This window comes from Oceanobacillus zhaokaii (genome assembly GCF_003352005.1).
GTDB lineage: Bacteria > Bacillota > Bacilli > Bacillales > Amphibacillaceae > Oceanobacillus > Oceanobacillus zhaokaii.
This window is the reverse complement of sequence record NZ_CP024848.1, coordinates 798,753-823,501: the sequence shown is the minus strand read 5'-3', so window position 1 is coordinate 823,501 and position 24,749 is coordinate 798,753. Positions and strand designations below refer to the sequence as shown.

Annotated in this window: 18 protein-coding genes and 1 riboswitch; all 18 genes read right to left on the bottom strand. The window is 39.4% G+C overall.

All coding sequences use genetic code 11. The annotated features are described in order from the left end of the window. Positions 1-3: 3 nt before the first annotated feature. The 18 genes from ligA to phaZ all read right to left on the bottom strand — a co-directional run bounded on the left by ligA (position 4) and on the right by phaZ (position 24,748). A complete protein-coding gene (ligA, locus tag CUC15_RS04140; RefSeq protein ID WP_114915495.1) occupies positions 4-2,007 on the bottom strand; it encodes an NAD-dependent DNA ligase LigA in 2,004 nt (667 codons plus the stop codon). 12 nt (positions 2,008-2,019) lie between these two features. Continuing rightward, positions 2,020-4,245 (bottom strand): DNA helicase PcrA, encoded by a 2,226-nt coding sequence (pcrA, locus tag CUC15_RS04135; RefSeq protein WP_114915494.1) that lies wholly within the window; start codon positions 4,243-4,245, stop codon positions 2,020-2,022. A gap of 17 nt (positions 4,246-4,262) precedes the next feature. Continuing rightward, positions 4,263-4,946 carry a heptaprenylglyceryl phosphate synthase gene (gene pcrB / locus CUC15_RS04130; protein WP_423241372.1) on the bottom strand — a complete coding sequence of 228 codons (684 nt, stop codon included), beginning with the start codon at positions 4,944-4,946 and terminating at the stop codon, positions 4,263-4,265. A 349-nt stretch (positions 4,947-5,295) separates the two neighbouring features. Beyond that, complete coding sequence (locus CUC15_RS04125) at positions 5,296-5,598, bottom strand: YerC/YecD family TrpR-related protein (protein WP_114915493.1); 303 nt, start codon at positions 5,596-5,598, stop codon at positions 5,296-5,298. A 22-nt stretch (positions 5,599-5,620) separates the two neighbouring features. Beyond that, complete coding sequence (locus CUC15_RS04120) at positions 5,621-6,688, bottom strand: DUF3048 domain-containing protein (RefSeq protein ID WP_114915492.1); 1,068 nt, start codon at positions 6,686-6,688, stop codon at positions 5,621-5,623. A 428-nt stretch (positions 6,689-7,116) separates the two neighbouring features. Beyond that, positions 7,117-8,859 carry an adenine deaminase C-terminal domain-containing protein gene (locus CUC15_RS04115; RefSeq protein ID WP_114915491.1) on the bottom strand — a complete coding sequence of 581 codons (1,743 nt, stop codon included), beginning with the start codon at positions 8,857-8,859 and terminating at the stop codon, positions 7,117-7,119. 493 nt (positions 8,860-9,352) lie between these two features. Further along, positions 9,353-10,600: a phosphoribosylamine--glycine ligase gene (gene purD / locus CUC15_RS04110; protein WP_114915490.1), complete on the bottom strand. Its 1,248-nt coding sequence runs from the start codon at positions 10,598-10,600 to the stop codon at positions 9,353-9,355. A gap of 60 nt (positions 10,601-10,660) precedes the next feature. After that, positions 10,661-12,196, bottom strand: coding sequence for a bifunctional phosphoribosylaminoimidazolecarboxamide formyltransferase/IMP cyclohydrolase (purH, locus tag CUC15_RS04105; RefSeq protein WP_114915489.1), 1,536 nt, complete (start codon positions 12,194-12,196; stop codon positions 10,661-10,663). 12 nt (positions 12,197-12,208) lie between these two features. Further along, positions 12,209-12,775: a phosphoribosylglycinamide formyltransferase gene (purN, locus tag CUC15_RS04100; RefSeq protein ID WP_114915488.1), complete on the bottom strand. Its 567-nt coding sequence runs from the start codon at positions 12,773-12,775 to the stop codon at positions 12,209-12,211. Next, positions 12,772-13,791 (bottom strand): phosphoribosylformylglycinamidine cyclo-ligase, encoded by a 1,020-nt coding sequence (gene purM, locus CUC15_RS04095; protein ID WP_114915487.1) that lies wholly within the window; start codon positions 13,789-13,791, stop codon positions 12,772-12,774. The genes purN and purM overlap by 4 nt, the downstream gene beginning before the upstream one ends. Positions 13,792-13,887: 96 nt before the next feature. Beyond that, complete coding sequence (gene purF / locus CUC15_RS04090; protein WP_242985941.1) at positions 13,888-15,258, bottom strand: amidophosphoribosyltransferase; 1,371 nt, start codon at positions 15,256-15,258, stop codon at positions 13,888-13,890. Positions 15,259-15,344: 86 nt separating this feature from the next. Continuing rightward, entirely contained in the window at positions 15,345-17,570 is a 2,226-nt protein-coding gene (purL, locus tag CUC15_RS04085) for a phosphoribosylformylglycinamidine synthase subunit PurL (RefSeq protein ID WP_114915485.1), read from the bottom strand. Between the two features lie 48 nt (positions 17,571-17,618). Further along, positions 17,619-18,749: a 5-(carboxyamino)imidazole ribonucleotide synthase gene (gene purK / locus CUC15_RS04080; protein ID WP_114915484.1), complete on the bottom strand. Its 1,131-nt coding sequence runs from the start codon at positions 18,747-18,749 to the stop codon at positions 17,619-17,621. Next, the gene (purE, locus tag CUC15_RS04075) at positions 18,736-19,227 is read right to left on the bottom strand and encodes a 5-(carboxyamino)imidazole ribonucleotide mutase (RefSeq protein ID WP_114915483.1); all 492 of its coding nucleotides are present in this window, start codon (positions 19,225-19,227) and stop codon (positions 18,736-18,738) included. Before purE ends, purK begins: the two co-directional genes overlap by 14 nt. Before the next feature lie 164 nt (positions 19,228-19,391). Then, a riboswitch (purine riboswitch) is annotated at positions 19,392-19,492 on the bottom strand. A 147-nt stretch (positions 19,493-19,639) separates the two neighbouring features. Further along, complete coding sequence (locus CUC15_RS04070; protein ID WP_114915482.1) at positions 19,640-21,121, bottom strand: acyl-CoA synthetase; 1,482 nt, start codon at positions 21,119-21,121, stop codon at positions 19,640-19,642. Between the two features lie 308 nt (positions 21,122-21,429). Further along, positions 21,430-22,563, bottom strand: a complete 1,134-nt coding sequence (locus CUC15_RS04065; protein ID WP_205317652.1) for a YkvI family membrane protein — start codon at positions 22,561-22,563, stop codon at positions 21,430-21,432. Positions 22,564-23,010: 447 nt separating this feature from the next. After that, positions 23,011-23,754 carry a 3-oxoacyl-ACP reductase FabG gene (gene fabG, locus CUC15_RS04060; protein WP_114915481.1) on the bottom strand — a complete coding sequence of 248 codons (744 nt, stop codon included), beginning with the start codon at positions 23,752-23,754 and terminating at the stop codon, positions 23,011-23,013. Positions 23,755-23,842: 88 nt separating this feature from the next. Continuing rightward, positions 23,843-24,748, bottom strand: a complete 906-nt coding sequence (gene phaZ, locus CUC15_RS04055; RefSeq protein WP_114915480.1) for an intracellular short-chain-length polyhydroxyalkanoate depolymerase — start codon at positions 24,746-24,748, stop codon at positions 23,843-23,845. Position 24,749: the final 1 nt, after the last annotated feature.

The window sequence follows — 24,749 nt, the reverse complement described above, 5'->3', positions numbered from 1 at the left end:
TCCTCACCCTTCGATTGCTTCTTTCAGCTGTTGTTCATCCCAAATCGTAATTTCCAATTTCTTTGCTTTATCGTACTTAGAACCGGCATCTTCCCCTGCAACAAGAATATCTGTCTTCTTGCTTACACTTCCTGTAACCGATCCACCCATTGATTCAATTAATTCCTTCGCTTCATTACGAGTGTACGTTTCCATCTTACCTGTTAGTACAACCGTCTTTCCTGCAAAGATAGAATCACTACCTTGCTCGGCTTTTTTTGGACCTTTATATTCCATATTAAGATTAAGTGCTGCTAATTCAGCTAATAGATCAATTACTTTTTCTTCTGAAAAATACTGTACAACGGAATCGGCCATTTTCTCACCGATTTCATCAACTGCAACAAGCTCATCAAATGTTGCCCGTTGCAGCTTTTCCATTGTCTCGAATTCCGTTGCTAGTGTCTTCGCAGCCTTTGCTCCAATGAAGCGTATTCCTAAACCAAATAGCAGCTTCTCTAGTGAGTTTTCCTTCGACGTTTCAATTGCCCGAAGTAAATTATCGACCGACTTCTCACCCATTCGCTCTAGTCTTAGGAGCTCCTCGCGATCCAACCGGTACAAATCAGCAATTGTATGGATTAATTTCTCTTGGAAAAGCTGGATGACTACTTTTTCGCCTAATCCATCGATATTCATTGCATTTCTAGAAGAGAAATGAATCAGGCCTTCCATTAATTGTGCAGGGCAATTAGGATTGATACAACGGATTGCTACTTCCCCTTCAAGGCGAACGACCTCGCTGCCACATGCTGGACATTCATTTGGCATTTCGAATTCTTTTTCCTCACCAGTTCGTTTCTCAACTACTGCACGAACAACTTTCGGGATAATGTCGCCAGCCTTCTTAATCACAACCGTATCACCAATCCGAATATCCTGCTCACGAATTAAATCTTCATTATGCAGGGAGGCACGTCCAACCGTTGACCCAGCAATTTTAACAGGCTCTAGAATTGCGGTAGGAGTAATCACCCCAGTTCTGCCGACGCTTAATTCGATGTCCACTAGTGTAGTAATTGCCTCTTCAGCTGGAAACTTATATGCAATTGCCCAACGCGGACTTTTCGCTGTGAAGCCTAACGCTTCCTGTTGTTCCAGATTATCTACTTTAATAACGATACCATCGATTTCATAGGAAAGATTGGGGCGTTCTGTCGTCCAATATTCAATGAATTCAAGAATCTCTTCAATATTTGAGCACTTCTTCCATTCAGAGTTGGTCTTGAACCCAAGTTCCTTCAGTTTTTCTAGACGCTCACTATGGGTTGTAATCGTGCTCGTATTCCATTCACCAACACCATATAAGAAAACATCTAAATTTCGCTCGGCGGCAATCTTCGGATCTAATTGACGGAGACTGCCAGCTGCAGCATTTCTCGGATTTGCAAACGGTTCTTCTTCATTGGCAAGTCTGCTTTCATTTAATGAGAGAAATGATTGATGCGGCATATATGCTTCTCCGCGAACTTCAAGCGTCTCATTCAATTTTATCGATAGTGGGATGCTGCGAATCGTTCGCAAATTGGAAGTAATATCTTCTCCTGTTGTTCCGTCGCCACGTGTTGCGCCTCGAACAAATTTTCCATTTTCATAAGTTAATGAAACAGCAAGTCCATCAATTTTAAGTTCACATACGAAGCTTACGGGCTCGTCAGTACCTTGAGAGGCTCGTCGTACAAAATCTCGTAGATCCTCTTCATTAAAAGCATTCCCTAAGCTCATCATCGGAATATTATGTTGTACTTTCTTAAACGCATCAAGTGGAGCTCCACCTATTCGTTGTGTCGGTGAATCATCTGTTAAAAACTCTGGAAACTCAGCTTCTAAATCCCTGAGTTCACGTAATTTTTCATCATAAACCGAATCCGGAACACTAGGACTATCGAGAACATAATATTCATAGCCATATTGATTCAAAACTTCTTTCAACGCATTAATTTGGTCTTGTGCTTGTTGTTTATCCAAAACTGTCACTTCCTATTGTTTCGTAATTGGAGCGAATTTAGCGAGTAGTCGTTTGATTCCTACTGGTGCTGGGAAAGCAACATCCAATTCCATTCCTTCACCTTCACCTTGAACCTTCACAACCGTTCCGACACCCCATTTTTTATGTGCCGCCTTATCTCCGGGACTCCAGGACTTACTTTCTGCTCCTGTTGTTTGCTGCATCCGTTCTGCTTTTCGTCTCAATGGAGTTGGTCGTTCTTGCGTCCCAGAAGCAAAGCCTCTGCTGAACATTGATTGTTTTGCTTCTTCCATCCCTTCGATAAGTTCTTTAGGAATTTCATTAATAAAACGGCTGACCGGATTCATATTCGTTCTACCGAATAGTGTTCGCATTTTTGCATGAGTTAAGTAAAGTTCCTTCTCCGCTCTTGTTATTCCAACGTAAGCAAGTCTGCGTTCTTCCGCCATTTCCTCTTCATCCATAATCGAACGGCTATGGGGGAAAACATTTTCCTCCATCCCGATTAAGAATACTACAGGGAATTCCAGCCCCTTCGCAGCATGTAAGGTCATTAATGTTATTTTCTCTCCGTTTTCAGGGTCCTCTTCATCGACACGGTCAATATCTGCAATTAATGCTAGGTCTGTTAAGAAAGCTACTAGTGTTTTATCTTCTTCACTAGTTTTCTCGAAATCCTGTGTTACCGTCATAAACTCTTCCAAGTTCTCCAATCGACTTTGGGATTCAATTGTTTGTTCATTCTTCAGCATTTCTTCATAGCCAGTCCGTTCTAAAACAGCTTCAACCATTTCAGTTGCCGTTAAGAACTCTTGTTGCTGACTCAGGGTTTTAATTAAATTGCCAAATTCCGCTAATGCATTTGCAGCCCGGGCTGAAACGCCAGAGAAGTCTACTTCTTGAACCGCTTGATATAAAGAAAGGTCATTATCGGCGGCATAAGCTTGCAGGCGCTCAATCGATGTTTTTCCAATTCCTCTTTTCGGCTCATTAACAACTCGAACAAAACTAATATCATCATCTGGATTCGTGATTAGGCGTAAATATGATGTTAAATCCTTAATTTCTTTCCGATCATAGAACTTATGCCCGCCGACCATTTGATAGCCGATATTCGATTTCATAAATGCCGCCTCAATTGCACGAGACTGTGCATTTGTACGGTATAAAATCGCAACATCACCTGGTGAATAGCCTTCATTTCTTGTCAATTCCTGTATCTTCTCGGTTACAAATAAAGCTTCTTCCTGTTCCGTCATTCCTTGGAAATAATTCAGCTTCTTCCCATCTGGATTCTCTGTCCAGAGATTCTTCGGCTTTCGTCCAGCATTATTTGTAATGACTTTATTAGCTGCAGATAGGATTGATTTTGTTGAACGATAATTTTGTTCCAGGAATACTGTTTTCGCTGCAGGATAATCCTTTTCAAATGAAAGGATATTCGCAATATCCGCGCCGCGCCAGCGATAAATCGATTGGTCCGAATCACCAACAACACATAAATTCTGGTAACGACTTGCAAGCTGCTTGACTAGGAAATATTGTGCGTGGTTCGTATCTTGATACTCATCCACATGAATATATTGAAAACGACGTTGGTAATACTCGAGCACTTCTGGAATTCGTTTAAATAAATGGATGGTTTGCATGATCAAATCATCGAAATCAAGTGACTGATTTTTGTTTAAAATCTTTTGATATGCCTCGTAAATTTGTGAGATTTGTCGATCATAGAAATTACCTGCATTTTTGCTGTATTCTTCAGGGGTAATCAATTCATTTTTCGCTGAACTAATTTGTCCAAGCATTGCCCGTGGATCAAATTTCTTCGGATCTATATTCAGATTCTTTAACACTTGCTTTACAACGGATAATTGATCCCCGCTGTCAAGAATTGTGAAATTACGATTGATGCCAATCCGATCGATATCCCTTCTTAAAATCCTTACACACATGGAGTGGAAGGTGGATACCCACATGTTATCGCCCTCGGGACCAACTAGTTTCTTTACACGTTCACGCATTTCCCGTGCTGCTTTATTCGTAAATGTAATTGCTAGAATATTACGTGGAGAAACCTCTTTTTCTCGCATTAAATATGCAATGCGATGTGTTAGTACTCTCGTTTTTCCACTGCCAGCCCCAGCCATAATCAGCAATGGGCCTTCCGTATGCTTTACCGCTTCTTGCTGTTCTTTATTTAAACCATCTATTAAGTCATGAATTGATTGACTCATCATTACACCGCCTTAAATCATTTAACTTTTACTGCTGCTACTGTTTCTAATGCTTCATCGATATTGTCATAAAGATGATTGCCAACAATAATCACATCCGCATGCTCTTTCATTTCTTTTGCATGATGACTATTTTTAATGCCACCACCATAGAAAAGCAGCGTACTTTCTAATTGTCCCTTTGCTTGCTTCACTACTTCAACGTCTCCATATTTGCCGCTATACTCAACGTAAAAAATCGGCAAATGGAAAACATGCTCCGCCATATAGGCATAAGCTCTAACATCTTCTATATCAGGTAATTTACTATTCGTATATTTAAACGCTTTTGCATTTTCATTTAAGATACAATACCCTTCGAAAATAAGCTCCGTATAATCCAGAAAATCAATATATTCTTTTATCCCCTGATGCTGGATGTCCATCATCCACGATTTTTCTTTCGAATTTAATACCATTGGAATGTAATATGCATCAAACCCAGGAATAATAGCTTCCATCGTTGATACTTCAAGAATACAGACTAAAACATGCTTTTGTTTAATCCGCAGCAATAAATCCTCTACGCCATCAAGTGTAACATTATCCGTACCACCAATCATAATGGCATCTGTACCTGAACTGCAAATTAAGTCCAAGTGTTCATCCGAAATATCCTTCGCCGGATCAAGTTTAAATATGTGTTTCCATTCTCGCATCATAGTAATCAAAAGGGAAGTCCTCCATTGTCTTTATCCATTTATATATTATACCAAAAATCTGGGGTGAAATTTAGCTGGAAGGTGAATCTTTTTAAAAGGGTTATTTCTTATGATATTTAATGTAGAGAGGGAAACGTTGATATCGGCCAAATTCATCGGTATATCGCTTGTTTGGAATATATCAGCTGTTTTTTTGATTATTTCGCATTTTCCAATTTAGTGCAGGATGGAACTCTTTTAAAAATGAATAATCCGCATGAAATTTGTTGAAAAACCTCAATTTCATGCGGACTTATTTTTGTAATTAGCACCAGTGCCAATTACTTTTATCTATGTTTACGCCTTAATACTATTCTTCCTCATCTTTATTAATTCGCTCAAGCACCATTCCATAGCCATCACTTCCGAAATTAATGCAGCGTCGAACACGTGAGATTGTTGCGGTGGATGCTTTTGTTTCTTTTTCAATTTCGTTATACGTATGTCCTTCTGTTAACATTCTCGCAACCTGTAGGCGTTGTGATAATGCATGAATTTCTGCCATCGTTGCAATATCATCAAAAAATTGATAGCATTCTTCGCGATTCTCCAACGATAAAACGGCATCAAACAATTGATCCAATTGTTCTCCACGTAGTTTATCTATTTGCAATGCAAAACCCTCCAAATTTGAACTAGTTTGATATTGTAATTGATTGCTGTATACCTGGATTAGTCGGGACAACATTTATCCACGTCTTTCCTGGAACGAAGCCAATAAGTTGATTATTCAATACGGGTACGATTCTTCCATCACGATTTTCCCATTGTACTTTTTGCTGTTTGCCTTTTTGGAGTAAATAGGCATTCCCACCAGACTTAAAATCGATTGAGCGCCGACCTGCATCATCAATGACTTCGTGATATGCTTCAACAATAAAGACATTATCCACCTGAATTGGCTCTCCTGTTTCCCGCTCCACTGTCTGTTCCCGGTCATTATATCGCCTATACGTTTCGCTTGATACATCGTATTCGAATTCGACAATTTCCATTGGCTTGGCAGAATAAACGATTTCCACATGATTTGCTGGTTCACCGGAGAGCTCCGTAATTTGATTGCGAGTTAAATATTCTAATGGTTTGCTATCGTCCGTTAACTTGTAGCCTTTACTCTCCGCTATTTTATCGATTCCATCAACAAGTAAATAGGAATTATGGGGCGCTTTGCGCGTAGTATCTCGTTTAAATAGTCTCCCATCATTATCATAGGTGGAACCATTTAGAAATTCAATTCCTTTGTTTACAATGAGCTCATTAATAAAATCCGCTGCACCATGGTACATATATAATGCGTCATAACCATTCGCTAATTCAACATAATACTCTCTTGCACTGCGCACTGGTCCAATAGTGTCTGGCATTTCACTTTGATAAAATGCGAGAAACCGTGTAATCATTCCCTCAGCAAGAATTTCAAAGACGATATCTGCTTGCGATAAACCTGTTTGTGGTCTAGCTGATTGGTGATTGTTCACCATTACGCCAACAATTCGCTGATTGACAGCTTCATCCGTACTTATTCCCGATAATGGATAGAGATTAGCTGAATCCTCTGGTAGTGGTGATTCAACCTGTTCTGTACTGTCTTGACCATTTTTACTATGATCCTTTTCTACATCGCTCTTCCCCTGTTTCTCTCCATTGTTACATGCAACTAATAAACAACAAAGAAGCAGGACAATGGCTAAGTATTTCCTCATACTCTCAACACCTCTTTAGTAAACTCGGTTGTCACAAATCATTGAGGTGATAACCATTATTATACTTATGCAGTGTGAAGCCTTTTAGCTTCTCATAAGTATAATTTCCTTTCCTATTATCCAGCTCACAGCGCCCGTGCTCCTAGCGAGACTTCCTTCATCTCATGACACGATAAAGAAGACTTGCCGATTGGTTACACATGAGGCTTAGTCGCACTTATACCCTTGTGGTGAAAGTCAACATCGATTCTGGTACCAAAGAAGGCCGACTAAAAGCAGGCTTCGCCAACGTCGTCGTACCCCTAAAGTGCAGGGACATGTTTCCTTTATCTCCTACGAAGGAATGTTCGACACGTCGAACCACCCCAAACTGCGGGGCGCAGTCCGTACACAGCTCAAACGGGCGCTTTCGCTTTTCCTATTATATGCTATCTCATCGTAGCTGGGAAGAGGACTTCTCCTTCCATCACATCGATAATACCTTGTTGAGTAATTCGAACATATGGCAAATGTGTTGCTGACAAAAAGAGCAGACTATAGATTGGATCATTATAATGATAGCCAAATTCCTTTAAAACGGTTTTCAGTTGCTTTTCTTGCTTGATAAGTTCATCCATAGATTTCTCTGACATCATCCCTGCAAGCGCCAGTGGTAATTCAACTAATATTTCATCATTATGGACGATAACAATTCCCCCGCCAATTGCTTTCAAACGTTCCCAAGCTAGCAGAATGTCCTGCTTACATTTTCCAATAAAAATAATATCTCCTGAGGCGGAAAAAGATGTCGCTAATGCACCTAATTTATTTGTAAACCCTTGGATAGTAGTATTTACACGCCATTTACCGTTCTTATCGATTAACAATAGAAAGGAATCTTTAATGGAATTTGATAGCGTATCAGCAGAAACATCCGCTTCAATCGTATATGGCTTTACAATCACATTATTTACCATCTCCAGCCCCATTGGCATTGAAAATTGCAAGTCATTTTCATATAGATCCCAATTGTAATTATTAGGGCCAATTCCGTACTTCTTCCAATTAATAATAGTTGGAAGTACTTGAGTCTTACCTTCTCTAACAATCCAATTCCCTTTAGCCAACACACTTTCAGGTAGTGGATTTTCCTTTGTATCCAGAATATTAATATGAGCGGTCCTTCCCGGTGCAATACTGCCAACCTGTTCATCCAGATTAACATGTCTTGCAGGATTATAGCTCGCCATGCTATATGCTTCTTCTATCGGAATCCCTTTGTCAATAGCAATTTCAATGCAGCGATTAATCAAGCCGTTTTCAATAAATTCTGGGGTAGGTCCATCAGTTGTAAAGGATAAGTTATCAAATGATGTTACATTCAATTCCAGCAATTGCTCAATTAACATTGGCAAATCAGGCCGAATAGAAGAATGACGTAATGCAACATGATAGCCAAGTTCTAAGCGTTTCAGCACGTCTTCCCCCGTCATCGATTCATGATCCGCAACCACTCCCAAAAGCTTCATTTTCGTTAATGTCTTCTCAGATGCACCTGGAAAATGTCCTTCAATTGGTTTTCTCCGTTTCGCCGTTTCTTGCATCCAGTACAATAATCGTTCATTCCCTGCTAGCAAACTAGGCCAACTGGTCAATTCTCCTCCTTGAACTACCGCTGGATGATCGATCCAAGCTAATACATTCTCTGTATTAAATAAAGCTTCTTCATCCTGCAGTGCAGTCTGTGAATCAAACCGCGCCCACCAATACATAGATGAAGGGATTTTTTTAAATTCATCAATCAAAGAAAACGCTTTCTTTTCATCTAATAAAAAATGCCACATTAGATTGTCATTAATCAATGTTGTTGTTCCAAATTTAGCAGCGTGACTTGCTAATTGCTCTGGATTGCTTAACTGAAATGGATGGGAATGTGGCTCAATATAGCCCGGAACAAGAAACTTCCCATTACAATCAACGACTTCAGCTGTTTCTATTTTCTGTGGAAGTACGTCACCAACATAAACAATGCGATCATTATAAATCCAGATATTTGCTTTTAACCATTGTTTTGTAAACATATTTAAGTATGTGCCATTTTTTAAAATAAGGGTAGGCTCCTCGATTCCGTCTACTACTTTCACATGATGCCGAAGCTCTCGATTTCTCCAATTATATTCATTTGCTGACATACAATCAACTCTCCAATATAATAATATAGATTAATCTTATCATAATTCTCCACTTTAGTGTTGTAAAGTTAATGTAGAAATAATAACGTTTTTTCAACATAAAGCAGCACTTTATTTAGCTTGAGATGGGTATTAGTTAGCAGATGATGTAAATTGTGAACTTAAGATATCAAATGCTACTGGGCCAGTCGCTCCGAAAATACACTCCGCTGGGAATGGTAAAAATCCATCGATATAGGAATTACGATCGCTCTAAAATCTCTATTCATCTTCGCAATGGGCAGAGTACTTCTCAAAAATAAAGGTAGGTTTTCTAACGTAACTGTTAACTCTACCGAAGCCTTTTTCGCCCTAAGTTGCGCAACTGTCTTATCCCGAAATTCACATCGCAACTAGACCGCAGTTTCTCTAAATTGCAGCAAACAAATAAGCTATGCGCTTTATAAAAAAACAACTTATAAGGGAAATTCGATCGCCCTTATAAGTCGTTTTCTTACGCTTTGCCAATATCTTTTCGGTAAAAGAAGTCACTCATGTCACTTGCCGATTCTAGCACATTGTAAACAGCACTTGATGCGCCTGCTAGCGTTGTATCCTTTGCACCTGCTAAGAGGACACGACCGCCATCCGAAACAAGTGCTTCTCCATCGCGTATTGTACCTGCATGCACAATGAATTCGTTATCCGGAGTATTAAATGAAGGGATTAATCTTGCTTTATTATATGCACCTGGATACCCATTTGATGCTAAGACAACCCCAACACAAGTTTGGTCCTCCCACGTTAATTGAGGATCTTTGCCTGCTAATACATCCAGGAAAACTTGGAGCAAATCATTTTTTAATAATGGAAGTACTACCTGTGTTTCTGGGTCACCGAATCTCGTATTAAATTCAATCACCTTTGGACCACCCTCGGTCATGATTAGCCCTGCGTAAAGGATTCCAGTGAAGGGACGTCCCTCCTCAATCATTCCATTAACAGTTTTTTGTAAAATATTTTCCATTGCAAAACTTAAATGTGCTGCCGTTACATCTGGGACTGGTGCAAATGCTCCCATCCCGCCTGTATTCGGGCCAGCATCATTATCAAATGCACGTTTATGGTCTCTTGCTGTTACCATAGGGTACACCTTGTTTTCATGAACAAAAGCCATTAACGAAAATTCTTTACCATCTAAGAACTCCTCAATTACAATTGTTGCACCTGCACTATCAAAGGCTTTTGACACGAGCATGTCATCAACTGCCTGAAAAGCATCCTCTTTCGTTTCAGCTACGACAACTCCTTTTCCTGCTGCAAGCCCGTCTGCCTTAATTACAATTGGTGCACCTTTTTCTTCAATATATACTTTTGCTTCTTCCACGTCAGTAAAAGTCTCATAGGCTGCTGTAGGAATCTCATATTTCTCCATAATCTCTTTAGCAAAGCGTTTGCTTCCTTCTAATAATGCAGCTTCCTTTGTTGGGGCAAAAACTGCTAATCCAGCTTCATGAAAACGATTAGCAATACCTGCATTAAGTGGAGCTTCTGGCCCAATAATTGTAAGATCAATTGCTGCTTCCTTAGCAAATCTAACCAAACCCTCGATGTCCATCTCATCAATGGCAATCATTTTTGCCTGAGCACTCATACCACCATTTCCTGGTGCTGCATATAGATTTTCAATTCGCTCACTTTCAGCAAGTTTCATGACAATGCTATGCTCACGCCCTCCACGTCCGACTACTAATACATTCATCAAGAATGCCTCCTTTAACTGGATTAATTGTTAAGAAAACTAGGGACAAGCCCCAGTTTTCTAATGTTTGAAATGACGCATTCCTGTATAAACCATTGTAATCCCATGTTCATTACAAACATCGATTGAGTCCTGATCGCGAATCGATCCACCTGGTTGGATAATTGCTGTTACACCAGCTTTGATTGCATTTTCCACTGTATCCGGCATTGGGAAGTATGCATCAGATGCCATGACAGATCCTTTTGCCTTATCGCCTGCTTGTTCAATCGCAATCATTGCTGAGCCGACACGATTCATTTGCCCTGCACCAACACCAATTGTTTGGTTATCCTTAGCAAGCACAATTGCATTAGACTTCACATGCTTCACTGCTTTCCATGCGAACAATAAATCTGCTATTTCTTGTTCAGTTGGTTCCCGTTTCGTCGCAACCTTTAAATCAGCTGCCGCTACTTTTCCATTATCACGACTTTGAATCAATACACCACCATCAACAGTTGTAAGCTTATGATTCGCTGCCTTTTCTTCGTTCATTTCCAATTCAAGTAAACGGATATTTTTCTTCTTTGAAAGAATCGCAAATGCTTCATCTGCAAAGCTTGGTGCAATCACGATTTCTAAGAAAATTTCACTTAGCTTCTCAGCTGTTGCTGCATCAACCTCACGATTCAGGGCAACAATTCCACCGAAGATTGACATAGAGTCCGCTTCGTATGCTTTTTGAAAGGCCTGATTGATTGTTTCTGCAACACCGATTCCACATGGGTTCATATGCTTAACTGCAACTGCAGCTGGGTTGTCGTATTCCAATAAAATTTCTACGGCTGCATTTGCATCCTGAATGTTGTTATACGATAATTCCTTACCATGTAGCTGTTTCGCTGTTGCTAAACTCATCGTTTTAACGATTGGATTTTTATAAAATGCTGCTTGCTGATGCGGGTTTTCTCCATAGCGTAAATCTTGTACCTTTTCATATGTAACGGTATAGGTTTCCGGGAATTCCTCATTCGTTTCAGTCATGAAATACTGTGCAATCATGGCATCATAGTATGCTGTATGACGGAATACCTTTCCTGCAAGCTGTTTACGTTTTTCAAAATCAAAGGTTTCTTCACGTAACCCTTCCAGGACGCTGGCATAATCAGTTGGATCAACGACAACAATCATATCCTCAAAGTTTTTCGCTGCTGCTCGAAGCATCGTCGGTCCACCAATATCTATATTCTCAATGATTTCTTCCTTCGATACACCTGCTTTTTCCAGCGTTTCTTTAAACGGATAGAGGTTAACGACAATAATATCAATTGGTTCGATATTATTTTCTTCCATTTGCTTGATATGCTCTTCATTTGCACGTTTAGCTAAAATTCCTCCATGGACAAGGGGATGTAAGGTTTTCACTCGACCATCCATAATTTCCGGGAATCCTGTAATATCTTCTACTAAGATTGGTTCGATTCCAGCATCTTTAATCGTTTGGAATGTACCGCCACCTGTTGAGATAATCTCATAGCCTAACTTATCAAGCCCTATAGCAAATTCTTGCAAATTATCCTTATTGGAAACACTAATTAACGCACGTTTCTTCATTATTTTTAGCCCTCACTTCGTTTGTAAAAGTTGATTAATTACGCTTGGATATAGTTGATGTTCTACTTCTTGAATTTTCTTTTTCAATGCCTCTTCTGTATCTTTACTGAAAACAGCTACTGATTCCTGGGCAATAATTGGACCCGTATCAATTCCTTCATCAATATAATGTACCGTTACACCTGTTTTATTGACCCCCGCTTGATACGCTTGCGCAATTGCATCCTTTCCAGGAAAATTCGGCAATAATGACGGATGAATGTTTACGATTTTCCCTGGAAATGCTTGTAATAATGTCGAACCAACAATTCGCATATAGCCCGCAAGGAAAATCCACGACACTTCTTTTTTTCTTAGTTCGGATATGATTTTCTCTTCATATGCTTGTTTTGATGCAAATTCTTTTGCATTAAAAACGAAAGTCGAAATCTGATGCTTCTTCGCTATTTCAATCACACCGGCATTTTGCTTGTCACAGATCAGCAGAACAATTTCACAAGCTAAATCTCTCGCTTCTATTATTGCCTGGAAATTGCTCCCTGCACCAGATGCAAATACCGCTGCTTTTAGCTTGCTCATGATGTGAAATGCACCCCTTCATTCGCGACTACCTTTCCAATTACGGTTGCTGTTTCCCCTTTTTCTTCAAGGATAGCGATTGTGCTATCAACATCATCTTCTGTCACAACTAGTGCCATACCAATCCCCATATTAAATACGCCGTACATTTCTTTCTCTGGTATGGATCCCTTTTCTTGTAAGAACTGGAAAATTCCCGGAATATCCCAGCTATCTTCTTCAATCTCTACCCCTAATCCCGCAGGCATCATACGTGGGAAGTTTTCATAAAAACCTCCACCAGTAATATGTGAAATTCCTTTTATTTCTGTCTTTTCTAGTACTGCCGCTATAGGCTTCGCATAAATTTTCGTTGGTGTGAGTAATGTCTCGCCAAGTGGCTGTGATAATCCTTCATAGGTTTTACTCAAATCAAGTTGATCGGTAATTTTCCGTACGAGCGAATAGCCATTCGAATGAATACCACTTGATGATAGACCAATTATGACATCACCTGCTTGAATCGATTCCCCTGTAATCAGCTTTGATTTTTCTGCAATTCCAACAACAAATCCTGCGAGATCATATTCATCATCCTGATACATCCCTGGCATTTCTGCAGTTTCTCCGCCAACTAATGCTGCACCTGCATCAACACATCCAGCGGCAACACCTGCAACGATTTGTTCAATTTGCGCCGGCTCATTCTTTCCACAAGCAATATAGTCGAGGAAAAATAGTGGCTGGGCACCTTGGGCAACAATATCATTCGCACACATTGCAACTAAATCGATACCAACTGAATCATGCTTATCTAATTGAAAAGCAAGCTTCAGTTTTGTTCCCACGCCATCTGTACCAGAAACCATTACAGGTTCTTTAAAATTTAAGTTTGTTAAATCAAACAGACCAGCAAATGAACCAATACCGCCTAATACTTCTGGGCGAGTCGTTTTTGCAATATGCTTCTTCATCCGTTCAACAGCTTCATAACCCTTTTCTACATCTACCCCGGCATTCTTATATACATCTGACATGATACGATGACACATCCTCTTCTATTGATATTGCTATTGTGGTTTAATTGGGTGGGTTTGTGGGTGGAGCACAGTCATCCAAAATTTCCCCTCACCTTAATACGTTGTAAATTTACTATCTAATTTCTTTTCTTCCGTAACAGGATATTTCCCTGTCATACACGCCATACAAACACCTTGATTAATCGTTTTATCTTTCACAATAGCCTCTTCAAGACCTGTATCAGATAAATATGCGAGACTATCTGCACCAATAATTTCTGCTATTTCATCTTCCGTATTATTTGCTGCAATCAATTCTTCTCGAGTTGACATGTCAATCCCGTAATGGCATGGATGCTGTATCGCCGGAGAGGCAATGCGAACATGCACCTCTTTTGCCCCTGCATCCTTCAGCATCTGAACAATTCGTTTACTTGTCGTTCCTCGTACGATTGAATCATCGATCATAATGATTCGCTTACCTTCGACAATTCCACGAACAGGTGCTAGCTTCATTCGTACCCCTTGTTCACGTAACTCCTGTGATGGTTGGATGAATGTCCGACCGACATATCGATTTTTAATTATCCCCATTTCATAAGGTAGGCCACTTTGTTCTGCATAACCAATTGCAGCTGAGATACTGGAATCCGGTACACCGATTACGATGTCTGCATCTGCTGGAGCTTCCTTGGCTAACTCCTTGCCCATGCGCTTCCGTGATGCATGAACATTCACATAATTTACGTCGCTATCTGGCCGGGATAAATAGACATACTCCATCGCACACATTTTCCGTGGCTCGCGAATGGAAAATCTTGTGGATTTTATTCCCTCATCACTAATCGTAACGAGTTCCCCTGGCATAACTTCTCTTTCGAACGTTGCACCGATTTGGTCAAATGCACAGGTTTCTGATGCTACAACATAGGAATCTCCTAATCTGCCAATCGACAGTGCACGAATCCCAGAGGAATCAAGGGCTGCATACATTTTATCTTCCTTAATAATCAAATATGCATAGGCACCGACAAATTGCTGTAATGCTCTTGCAATTGTTTCCTCATTGACTTCATGCCCATTCCTTCTAATTAAATGTGCAAGCAGTTCCGTATCTGATGAGGTTTGCAGGATACTGCCCTCGTCTTCAAGCTCTCCTCGGAGCTTTTGTCCGTTCATGATGTTCCCATCTAATGCTAAAGCCATACTTCCCGTTTGCGACCGGAATAATAATGGTTGGACATTATCAATTCCCTTTGTCCCATTGGTGGAATAACGGACATGACCAATTGCAGCATTTCCTAAGAGTTCAGGGAAATTCGCACGCGAGAAAACATCATTGACTAATCCTGTATCCTTATGAAGTTCTAATTTCTCCCCATTACTAACAACGATTCCAGCTCCCTCTTGTCCACGATGCTGGAGGGAATGTAATCCATAGTACGTTAGCTCGGCTGCCTTTTCATGCCCCCAAATTCCAAACATAATGCATTCCTCTTTTTCCCCAGATTTACAGGCCAATCGCTCCCAGGACCTTTCAAGACCTTGGAGCGATTGTACTAATAGCCTGCTTAGTTAATTGCCGCTACTAAATTCGGAATCGCTTCATTCCATAATTTATAAAGATTCTCTACGTTATCCTCAATAACTGTTTTCTCGTTTACATTAACTGTTAAGTTTCCATCGCCAGTAACAACACCAATTTGATTTGCATCACTAATTAAGCTTTCAAATTGTGCTTTATTCTCTTCTTTAATCGTTACTAAAAATCTGGATTGTGATTCACTAAATAGAGCAACAGTAGCATCACCTGTAAGGTTTACTTGAACACCTAGATTTTGGTCTTTAAATGTACTCTCAGCTAGTGCTACCGCTAATCCACCTTCAGATAGATCATGGGCAGACTGTACGATTCCCTGCTTAATTGCATTGCTTAGCAGTTGTTGACGATTCGCTTCAACTTGCAGATCGATTACTGGAGCTTTTCCAGCATAGTTTCCTTCAACAACATTTTGCAATTCACTTCCACCAAATTCAGGAAGCGTCTCACCAATTAAGTAAACAAGATCACCATCTTGTTGGAAATGGTTCGCTGTTACATGTTCTGTATTTTCAACTAGTCCGACCATGCCGATGATTGGCGTAGGTAAGATTGCTTCACCTTTTGATTGATTATATAGGGAAACATTTCCACTAATAACAGGTGTTTCTAATGCTAAACAAGCTTCACTGATACCGTCGATGCTCTTCTCCATTTGCCAAAACACTTCTGGATTTGTTGGATTTCCATAGTTCAAGCCATCAGTAATCGCTAATGGCTTTGCACCAGAGCAGACTAAATTACGAGCCGCTTCAGCAACTGCAATCTTCCCACCAACCTCAGGGTCTAAGTAAATGTAACGTGAATTACAATCCGTCGTCATAGCAATTGCTTTATCTGTACCTTCAATTCCCACAATTGCTGCATCAGATCCTGGTCCTGCAATCGTATTTCCTTGCGCTTCAGAATCATATTGCTTGTATGCCCATTCCTTATTTGCAATCGTTGGCTGCTGTAATAAATTGTGAAGCATTACTTGATGGTCGTCCACTTGTGGCACGATATTCTCAATTGCTTGGAACTCCTTGTAATATGCAGCTTCTTGTGATGGCATATGGTATACAGGCGCATCGTCCGTTAATGCAGTTACAGGGATGTCTACTACTAGCTCACCATGCTGTTTAATACGGAATGCCTTTTCCTCGATTACTTCACCCACAACCGCTGCATCGACATCATGCTTCGCAAAAATATCTAAGATTTCCTGTTCTTGCCCTTTTTTAACGACAAGCAACATCCGCTCCTGTGATTCGGAAAGCATGATTTCATATGCATTCATTCCTGCTTCGCGCTGTGGCACAAGGTCAAGATCCATTTCAATTCCTGTTCCCGCTTTCGCTGCCATTTCACTTGCAGATGATGTTAATCCAGCAGCTCCCATGTCTTGAATTCCTACTAATGCATCAGAATGAATAACATCTAAACACGCTGCAATTAACTTCTTACCGATATGTGGATCACCAATTGCTACTGCAGAGGAGTTTTCCTCCTGTCCGCCATCGACAACATCAGAAGAAAAAGTTGCCCCGTGAATACCATCTTTTCCTGTATCTCCACCAGCATAGATAACCGTGTTTCCAACACCTGCAGCAATTCCTTTTTGCACGTCATCATGATTAACAAGTCCAACAATCATTGCATTTACAAGTGGATTTTCTTCATATTGTGCATCGAACTGAACTTCACCACCAACCGTCGGAACTTCGATTACATTTCCATAACTAGCAATCCCGCGAACAACCTCTGAGAATAACATTTTTGTATGGTCATTATCTAAATTGCCAAAACGTAATGAATTCAGTGCAGCAATCGGCTTCGCGCCCATGGAGAATACGTCACGAACGATTCCGCCAACACCTGTTGCAGCACCTTCAAATGGTTCTACTGCAGATGGACTATTATGACTTTCAATTTTGAAAACAACTGCTTGATTATCACCGATATCGACAACACCAGCACCTTCACCAGGTCCTTGCAATACATGCTCACCTTTAGTAGGGAACTTCCTAAGTAATGGTTTCGAGGTTTTATAGCTGCAATGCTCAGACCACATAACGGAGAATATTCCTGTTTCCGTATAGTTCGGTTGGCGTTTTAATGCATCCTTTGCCATCTCATATTCTTGGTCTGTCAATCCCATTTCTCTATAAATCTTCTCGTTTTCAATTTGCTCTGGATTAATTTTATGTTGTGACATCTATGGTTCCCTCCAAAAATTGAATGATTATTTTCATGAAATTTTTAATTACGATAGGCTTGCTTCGAATTGCTGTACTTTCGTATCTAATACTTCTTTTGTATTGCCAATAAACGTGACATGCCCCATCTTTCGCTTCGTTTTCGCTTCGTCTTTTCCATAAAGATGAATGAAACCTTCTTTCACTTCGGGCATTGTATTTAGGACTGCTTCCATCGCGTCACCTAAAATATTAATCATGACGGAAGGCTGAAGCAGCTCAATTGCTGGCAGCTGTAGCCCACAGATTGCTCGGATATGCTGTGTAAATTGTGAAACGTTGCATGCCTCAATCGTGTAATGACCTGAATTATGCGGACGCGGTGCCATTTCATTCAAATAAATCTCATTATCCTTAACAAACATTTCAATTGCGAACGTTCCAACAATATTCATCTTATCTGCCAGGATCGTTGCTGCTTCATATGCTTGTGTGCCAATTGTCTCGCTAATGTTTGCCGGCACCGTCGTTTTATATAAAATATGATCACGATGTTCATTTTCCGCAATTGGGAAAAATTCAATTTGACTTGCTGCTGTTCTTGTAAATATGACGGAAATCTCTTGATCAAATTTTATCCATTGTTCGATAATGCAGTGCTTGTTTTTCTCTGCAAAATCGACTGCTTGCGGTATATCATCTTTTGAATTCAGTTTTATTTGGCCTTTCCCATCGTAACCGCCACGACAGGTCTTGATTACTGCAGGGAAATTAATGTTCTCTAATGCTGTTTTACATTCTTCTCCGCTCTTTACAACCCGAAATGACGGAATTGGCAACCCTGCATCTTTCATTAACTGTTTTTCTTTTTCCCTGTTCTGTGTAATCTCTAGTGCTAATGATCCTTGTGGTAATTTACCCTCTGCTTCTATAAATCTCGCAGCTTCTAAATCAACATTTTCAAATTCATATGTCACAACATCACTGATTGCCGTTAATTCTTTAATTGCATTCATATCATCGTACGCCGCAACAATTTGCTTATCTGCAACCTGGGCAGTCGGACAATTTTGTGTTGGATCTAGCACTGCAATCTTATATCCCATATATCTAGCGGCAATTGCCATCATTCTGCCAAGCTGTCCACCGCCAATGATACCAATCGTTTGTGGTGGAAGTATCACATTATTTTCCAGCAAGTTCGTCCCTCATTTCTGTCACTTTTTCCTGCATTGTTTTCCGGTAGTTTACTAGTTTTTCTGCAACAGATTCATCAAAAGCACCAATCATTTGCGCTGCTAGTATTCCAGCATTGGTAGCCCCCGCCTTGCCAATCGCAACTGTCGCAGTCGGTACACCACCAGGCATTTGCACAATTGATAATAAAGAATCCAATCCATTCAAAGCCTTTGATTGTACTGGCACGCCAACTACTGGCAGTGTTGATTGCGATGCAACCATTCCAGGTAAATGTGCAGCACCACCCGCTCCCGCAATAATAACCTTTAAGCCACGATCTCGAGCAGATTTCGCATATGCAAACATTTCATCCGGTGTGCGATGTGCGGAAATGACATCTTTTTCATAAGCAATGTTTAATTCCTCTAGTACATCACAAGTATGCTGCATCGTGTCCCAGTCCGAGATACTTCCCATTATTACGCCAACCTGTGCCATGAAATCCCTCTTTCTGTTATTGAAAATTTTAGATAACTTTTACTGCAGTAATCCTACGGTGCAGTTGAATGCTGAATGCCCCCGGTAAAAAGAAAAAAGTTCATTCCTCTTCCTCATATGAGAAGATGAATAAACTTCATTGCTAAAACAGATCATTGTACTACACAATGACTCATCTTCCCCATAGTCTAGCATTTACGGTGCTAGGTAGAGACTTCTAAGCCATATCCTTAGTAAATATATGAGGTGTTTTCCGTATTCTTTTGTCATGCATAGCATAACAAATTCAATGTAGCACTGTCAATAAAAATCGAACGATTTATTATTAATCTTGTTTAACGTTCGGTTTTTGGTTAAACCACCTTTGGTTGGCTGCCCTAATTTTTGCAACGAATGTATTGAACGAGCCTTGTTATACCTTCATTTTCTGCAATTCAATTTTATTTATTTTCCCAATAGGTGTCTTTGGCAGTTCCGCAATAATGAAAAATTTCTTTGGTACCTTATACCGAGTTAACTTTTGGTTACAATAGGCTTCCAGCTCTGCTTCTGTCATTGGATCCTTTAAAACTACAAATGCAGTAACAACCTCTCCCCATTTTTCGTCTGGCAAACCAGTAACAGCCGCTTCATCAATATTAGAATGGGCTTCGAGCCACTGTTCTATTTCTAACGGATAAACATTCTCCCCACCAGTTATAATCATATCCTTCTTTCTGCCAACAATATATACATAGCCATCTTGATCTTTCCTAGCAAGATCCCCAGTATGAATCCAGCCATTTGCTATCGTTTTTTTCGTCTCTTCATGTTTGTTCCAATAATACTCAAAAGCATGGTTTCCACGAATTAATAATTCTCCGACCTCATTCGTTCTCACTTCTTTTCCGTTCTCATTAATTATTTGAATATCATTAAATAACATTGGTTTCCCGACCGATCCTAACTTAGTGCCTACGTCGCTAGGATCAATATAGAAATTATTTGGCCCCGCCTCTGTTAAACCATACCCTTCTTTAAATTTTAATCCTTTCTTGGCAAATTCCTTATAGATTTTAAGCGGGCAAGGCGCCCCACCTGAGACGAACACTTTCATGTCAGGAAAAGTTGATTGTTTAAATGCATTCGTTTGAATCATCATGTGGTACATTGTAGGAACAAATAATACGACCGTACATTTATATTTCACGAGATCTCGGGTAGCCTTTTCCGCATGAAATTCAGAAGCAATAACAACCGTTCCACCTACAAGCAAGAGCGGTAGGGTGTAAACATTTAATCCTCCAGTATGAGACATTGGCAGGCAGGTAATCGTTATATCATCACTGCTTAACTCCCAGCTTATAATGGTATTTAAGGCATTCCATAATATCGACCGATGAGATAAAATAACCCCTTTTGGTTTCCCAGTCGTTCCACCTGTATATATCATCACTAGTGGATCTTCTTCATTTAGAATGGTATTTACTGAAATTTGCTTCACTTGTAAATGATTTATATATTGATTGTGACTTATGTTAATTAAACTAGCATTGGTAGATAGGTTGTTTATTTTTTCCATAAATGATGGGGCAACTCCGATTATCTTCGGTTCAGCATCTTGAATTAAATATTTTAGTTCTTCTTCAGATAATCTCCAATTTAACGGGACAAAGATAGCGCCAATCTTCATTGCAGCAAAAAAGAAATCAAAATAGCTAATATGGTTCGGGGCAAGGACCGCGACTCGATCCCCTTTTTGCACATCATGCATTTGGAAATAATTCCCCATTTTAGTTACCCGATGCTGCAGTTGTTCATATGTCCATGACTCATTTGTATCTGAATCGATAACCGCGATTGCATTTGGTGTTAGCTTCACTCGGTTCTCAAACCAATTGATATTATAGTGCATGTAACCTCTCCTCCTTAAACCCAATAATAATCATGTATTAAAAGTATAGATTGGAAGAGTTACAGGGTGGTTACATGTGATTGAGAGAGGAAATAGTATGCTTAGAAACAGAATCAGAGCAGAGAAATTACAGCGCGCCATTGTATCCTGGAATTAAGTTTTAATCAATTTATTACTAGTAAACTTGATAAATGGACAATAAAAAATGAGCGTGTTGGATGGATCAAAACACGCTCTTTATATTCAAAATTAATCAAGCACAAGAACAACAATCAAAATTAGTTCAACATGTATATTCAAGGAATCACTCACTTAACGTTACTTTTCGTTTCAAGTAGGTTGCCGTCATCATTTTTATCCTTATTATTCTCGATAACATTTTTTATAGTTTTAATAATCATTAAAACTAATAAGAGTATCCCTACATACCCGTTAACTACATAAACAATATTTACAAGTCTATCAAATGGAATATATAATCCAACTACTGTTCCTATAATTGCAAGTATTATCGTAACATGCTTAAACCTACTACTCTTTTCATCAGCAATTTTGGATGATACTGTCCAAAGCAGTGGTACAGCTGTAGAGAATATTGCTGCCATTACGGTCAACGAAAATATTACTGCTATACTAGGATGTATATTACCTGCTAAAATTAATGAAGGCACTAAAGATCCTTCGACTTGCTGAATATTCGCCATAAGCCCTAAAGCTATCACGATAATACCTAATGAAAAACCAAACGCTCCAATAATTGCACCAAGAGATGCTGTTTTATGGTTTACTGCTGTTGCTCCCATCGTAGACAAAAATGCAGCTAACCATAACATACAAAACCCTACATAAGAACCAGCTGCAAATAGCCAATTACTCGATGCGCTTAACAAATCTAAATCAGGTATAATCTGACTAGCTGTACTTAAACCTGAAGGATTCATAATTATAGCTGAAATTCCCAATATTATTGCCATAATACATATTACCGGCCCAATTTTACCGATTACATCAACAATTCTGTTTAGCCCTAATATTACCGTAATCCCTGCGAGTATGGCTAAACCTATACCACCGATTGAAGCAGGGATATCAAATTGCTGTCTTACAGTGGCTCCCGCTCCTCCAATCATGACAATAAAGGACATATAAATAAACAGTATGGAAAAGTAATCAAAAAATTTCCCTATCGCCTTTCCGCAATAATAAGTGTAAATGTCATTAGGTTTCGGAAATCTATGCTTATACCCTGTTACTATGAAGCTAGTTCCAACATACATAAAGAGGAGGAAAACTACGATTGCTCCGGCAATACCCTTATATCCATATGCTACAAAGTACTGCATAATTTCCTGCCCCGTTGCAAAACCTGAGCCGATTAAAAATGCTATAAAAGCCCCGCTAAAAGCAATAACTTGTTTAACATTTACATTACTACTATGCATATGCCCATCCCACTTTCTTTTTATAGTAATAAACAAACCACAAAATGAATCATTTGTTAATATTTATACACATAATTATTTTGACTGATGGGAGAGTATATGTTTATAAATTGGCTGTTCAAACTATGCAGATTTAAATCTTTTGCAAAGAGCTAAATATTGTAAGCGTTTACAATTAAATTATATAATATTTTCTTACCCGTGTGAAATTGCTAATAGTGATGGAACCTATCAGTAAATGTATTTCATTAATCAAAAAAAATATCCAAACTTTTAAAAACAAGCAGGATATTTGATATATCTGGAGTATATAAGTATTTTCTTAGACTTCAAACATGTCGGTACCTTAACAAATAATTAACCTTCCTGCTTCTTTAGCTGTTGTATTAATATACCAATTTTAAACGACTCTATAATAATTTAATGTTAAATAACAGTCCATTTCACTTACATCATAATTCCACCATCAACATGTAATGCATGACCATTTACATAATCTGATTCGGCAGATGCTAAGAATAAATAAGCATTCGCGATGTCTTCCGGTCTTCCCAGACGCTGCATTGGTATTTGTTCCTTCATTTTTTCAATTACTTTATCTGGAACTGCTTCAACCATGCTAGTTTCTGTGAAGCCTGGTACAACTGCATTTACATTAATTCCTTTTCTCGCAAGCTCTTTTGCCCATGTTTTTGTCATACCAATAATAGCTGCTTTTGCCGCGGCGTAATTCGTTTGCCCAACATTTCCATACACACCAGAAACGGATGATGTGCTAATTATTTTCCCTTTCCCTTGTGCTATCATGGTTGGGAGGACTGCCTGTGTGCAATGAAATACACCAGTTAAGTTCACGTCAATCACTTGCTTGAATTGCAATTCAGTCATTTTTGAAAGCATTGCATCACGTGTTATTCCTGCATTATTTACTAAAATATCAATTTTTCCGTATCCACGAACGACACGATCTACCAATTGATCGACACTGGCTCGCTCTGCGACATTTACTTGGATAAAATGACATGTAAGATCTTTTGCTAAAAGCTCTTTTTCACTAGCCAATCCTTTTTCCTCGTTGAAATCAGCAATAACAACCATTGCACCTTCTCTGGCAAATGTACTTGCTGCCTCAAGCCCTATCCCATTTGCTGCACCTGTTATAATTGCTACTTTATCTTGCAATCGTTTCATCTCTAAGTCCCCTTTTATCAATTTTCCACTTCTGTTAGCATAGACTAAGCAAATCCTTAAACGAAAGTTTTGCCCTCGTCATTCCTATCTAACGAACTTCCTGTTTACTAAGGAATCTCTCCATCACACCTAATAGTTGGTCAAGGTCATCAATCTGTGGTGAATGACCGCATCCCTTTAATTCATGATGGATTGCTCTATCCCCAAAGTCGGCAATTAATTCTTCTGTCATTTGCCTTGTCACGACCATATCGTTTTCTCCCCAGGCTATCAGTACTGGTATTTGAATATCTTTAATTTTATCCTCGCCATCAACCAGGCCATTGTGAACGGCACTCAAATTAAAAATATTTAACGCGTGATAGCATTCTGCTAGATTTCGCTGTGTTGTCATGTCTTCCAAATAGGTTTGGTATTTTTCTGGAGCTGGTTTATTATCAACGTAAATAACCATATCCCACATTTGCCTTAAAAAGTCATAATTTAATGTATCATAAGCAGTTTGAACAATCTTCGTCTTATCATCTTCTTTAACCGCCTCAAACGTCTGATATCGATTCGCCACGTCAGGCAAGCCGTCTTCCCCTAATGGATAACATCCATATCCCCTAGAAGAACCAGATGCAAGTAAAAACAAACGATTGCAATATCCTGGGTAATCTGCACAAAATTGCTGACAGACGGTTCCGCCAAGTGACCAGCCAACTAATGCAAAATCTTGTAAATGAAGTGCATCAACAAATAGCTGCAAGTCTTTTGCAAAATCCTTAATCGCTAAAATTGGTCTTCTATAGCTTGACCCCCCAAAACCGCGTAAATCAATTGCATATACTTTGTATTCTGGTGCAAGATTTTCAATTACAACATCCCAGTGAACAGACGATGTCATATTGCCATGAACTAAGAGAACAACATCCTCGCCCCCTTCTCGTTCACGATAGGCAAGCTCTTCTCCATTTGTTAGTAAGATTTTCTTCAATTCAACAATTGCCATT

Coding starts and splice junctions, on each gene's coding strand:
- pcrA (WP_114915494.1), bottom strand. CDS start 4,245: ATGAGTCAATCAATTCATGACTTAATAGATGGTTTAAATAAAGAACAG.
- pcrB (WP_423241372.1), bottom strand. CDS start 4,946: ATGATGCGAGAATGGAAACACATATTTAAACTTGATCCGGCGAAGGAT.
- CUC15_RS04120 (WP_114915492.1), bottom strand. CDS start 6,688: ATGAGGAAATACTTAGCCATTGTCCTGCTTCTTTGTTGTTTATTAGTT.
- CUC15_RS04115 (WP_114915491.1), bottom strand. CDS start 8,859: ATGTCAGCAAATGAATATAATTGGAGAAATCGAGAGCTTCGGCATCAT.
- purD (WP_114915490.1), bottom strand. CDS start 10,600: ATGAATGTATTAGTAGTCGGACGTGGAGGGCGTGAGCATAGCATTGTC.
- purH (WP_114915489.1), bottom strand. CDS start 12,196: ATGAAGAAACGTGCGTTAATTAGTGTTTCCAATAAGGATAATTTGCAA.
- purN (WP_114915488.1), bottom strand. CDS start 12,775: ATGAGCAAGCTAAAAGCAGCGGTATTTGCATCTGGTGCAGGGAGCAAT.
- purM (WP_114915487.1), bottom strand. CDS start 13,791: ATGTCAGATGTATATAAGAATGCCGGGGTAGATGTAGAAAAGGGTTAT.
- purF (WP_242985941.1), bottom strand. CDS start 15,258: ATGTTTGGAATTTGGGGGCATGAAAAGGCAGCCGAGCTAACGTACTAT.
- purL (WP_114915485.1), bottom strand. CDS start 17,570: ATGTCACAACATAAAATTAATCCAGAGCAAATTGAAAACGAGAAGATT.
- purE (WP_114915483.1), bottom strand. CDS start 19,227: ATGGCACAGGTTGGCGTAATAATGGGAAGTATCTCGGACTGGGACACG.
- CUC15_RS04070 (WP_114915482.1), bottom strand. CDS start 21,121: ATGCACTATAATATCAATTGGTTTGAGAACCGAGTGAAGCTAACACCA.
- CUC15_RS04065 (WP_205317652.1), bottom strand. CDS start 22,563: ATGCATAGTAGTAATGTAAATGTTAAACAAGTTATTGCTTTTAGCGGG.
- fabG (WP_114915481.1), bottom strand. CDS start 23,754: ATGAAACGATTGCAAGATAAAGTAGCAATTATAACAGGTGCAGCAAAT.
- phaZ (WP_114915480.1), bottom strand. CDS start 24,748: ATGGCAATTGTTGAATTGAAGAAAATCTTACTAACAAATGGAGAAGAG.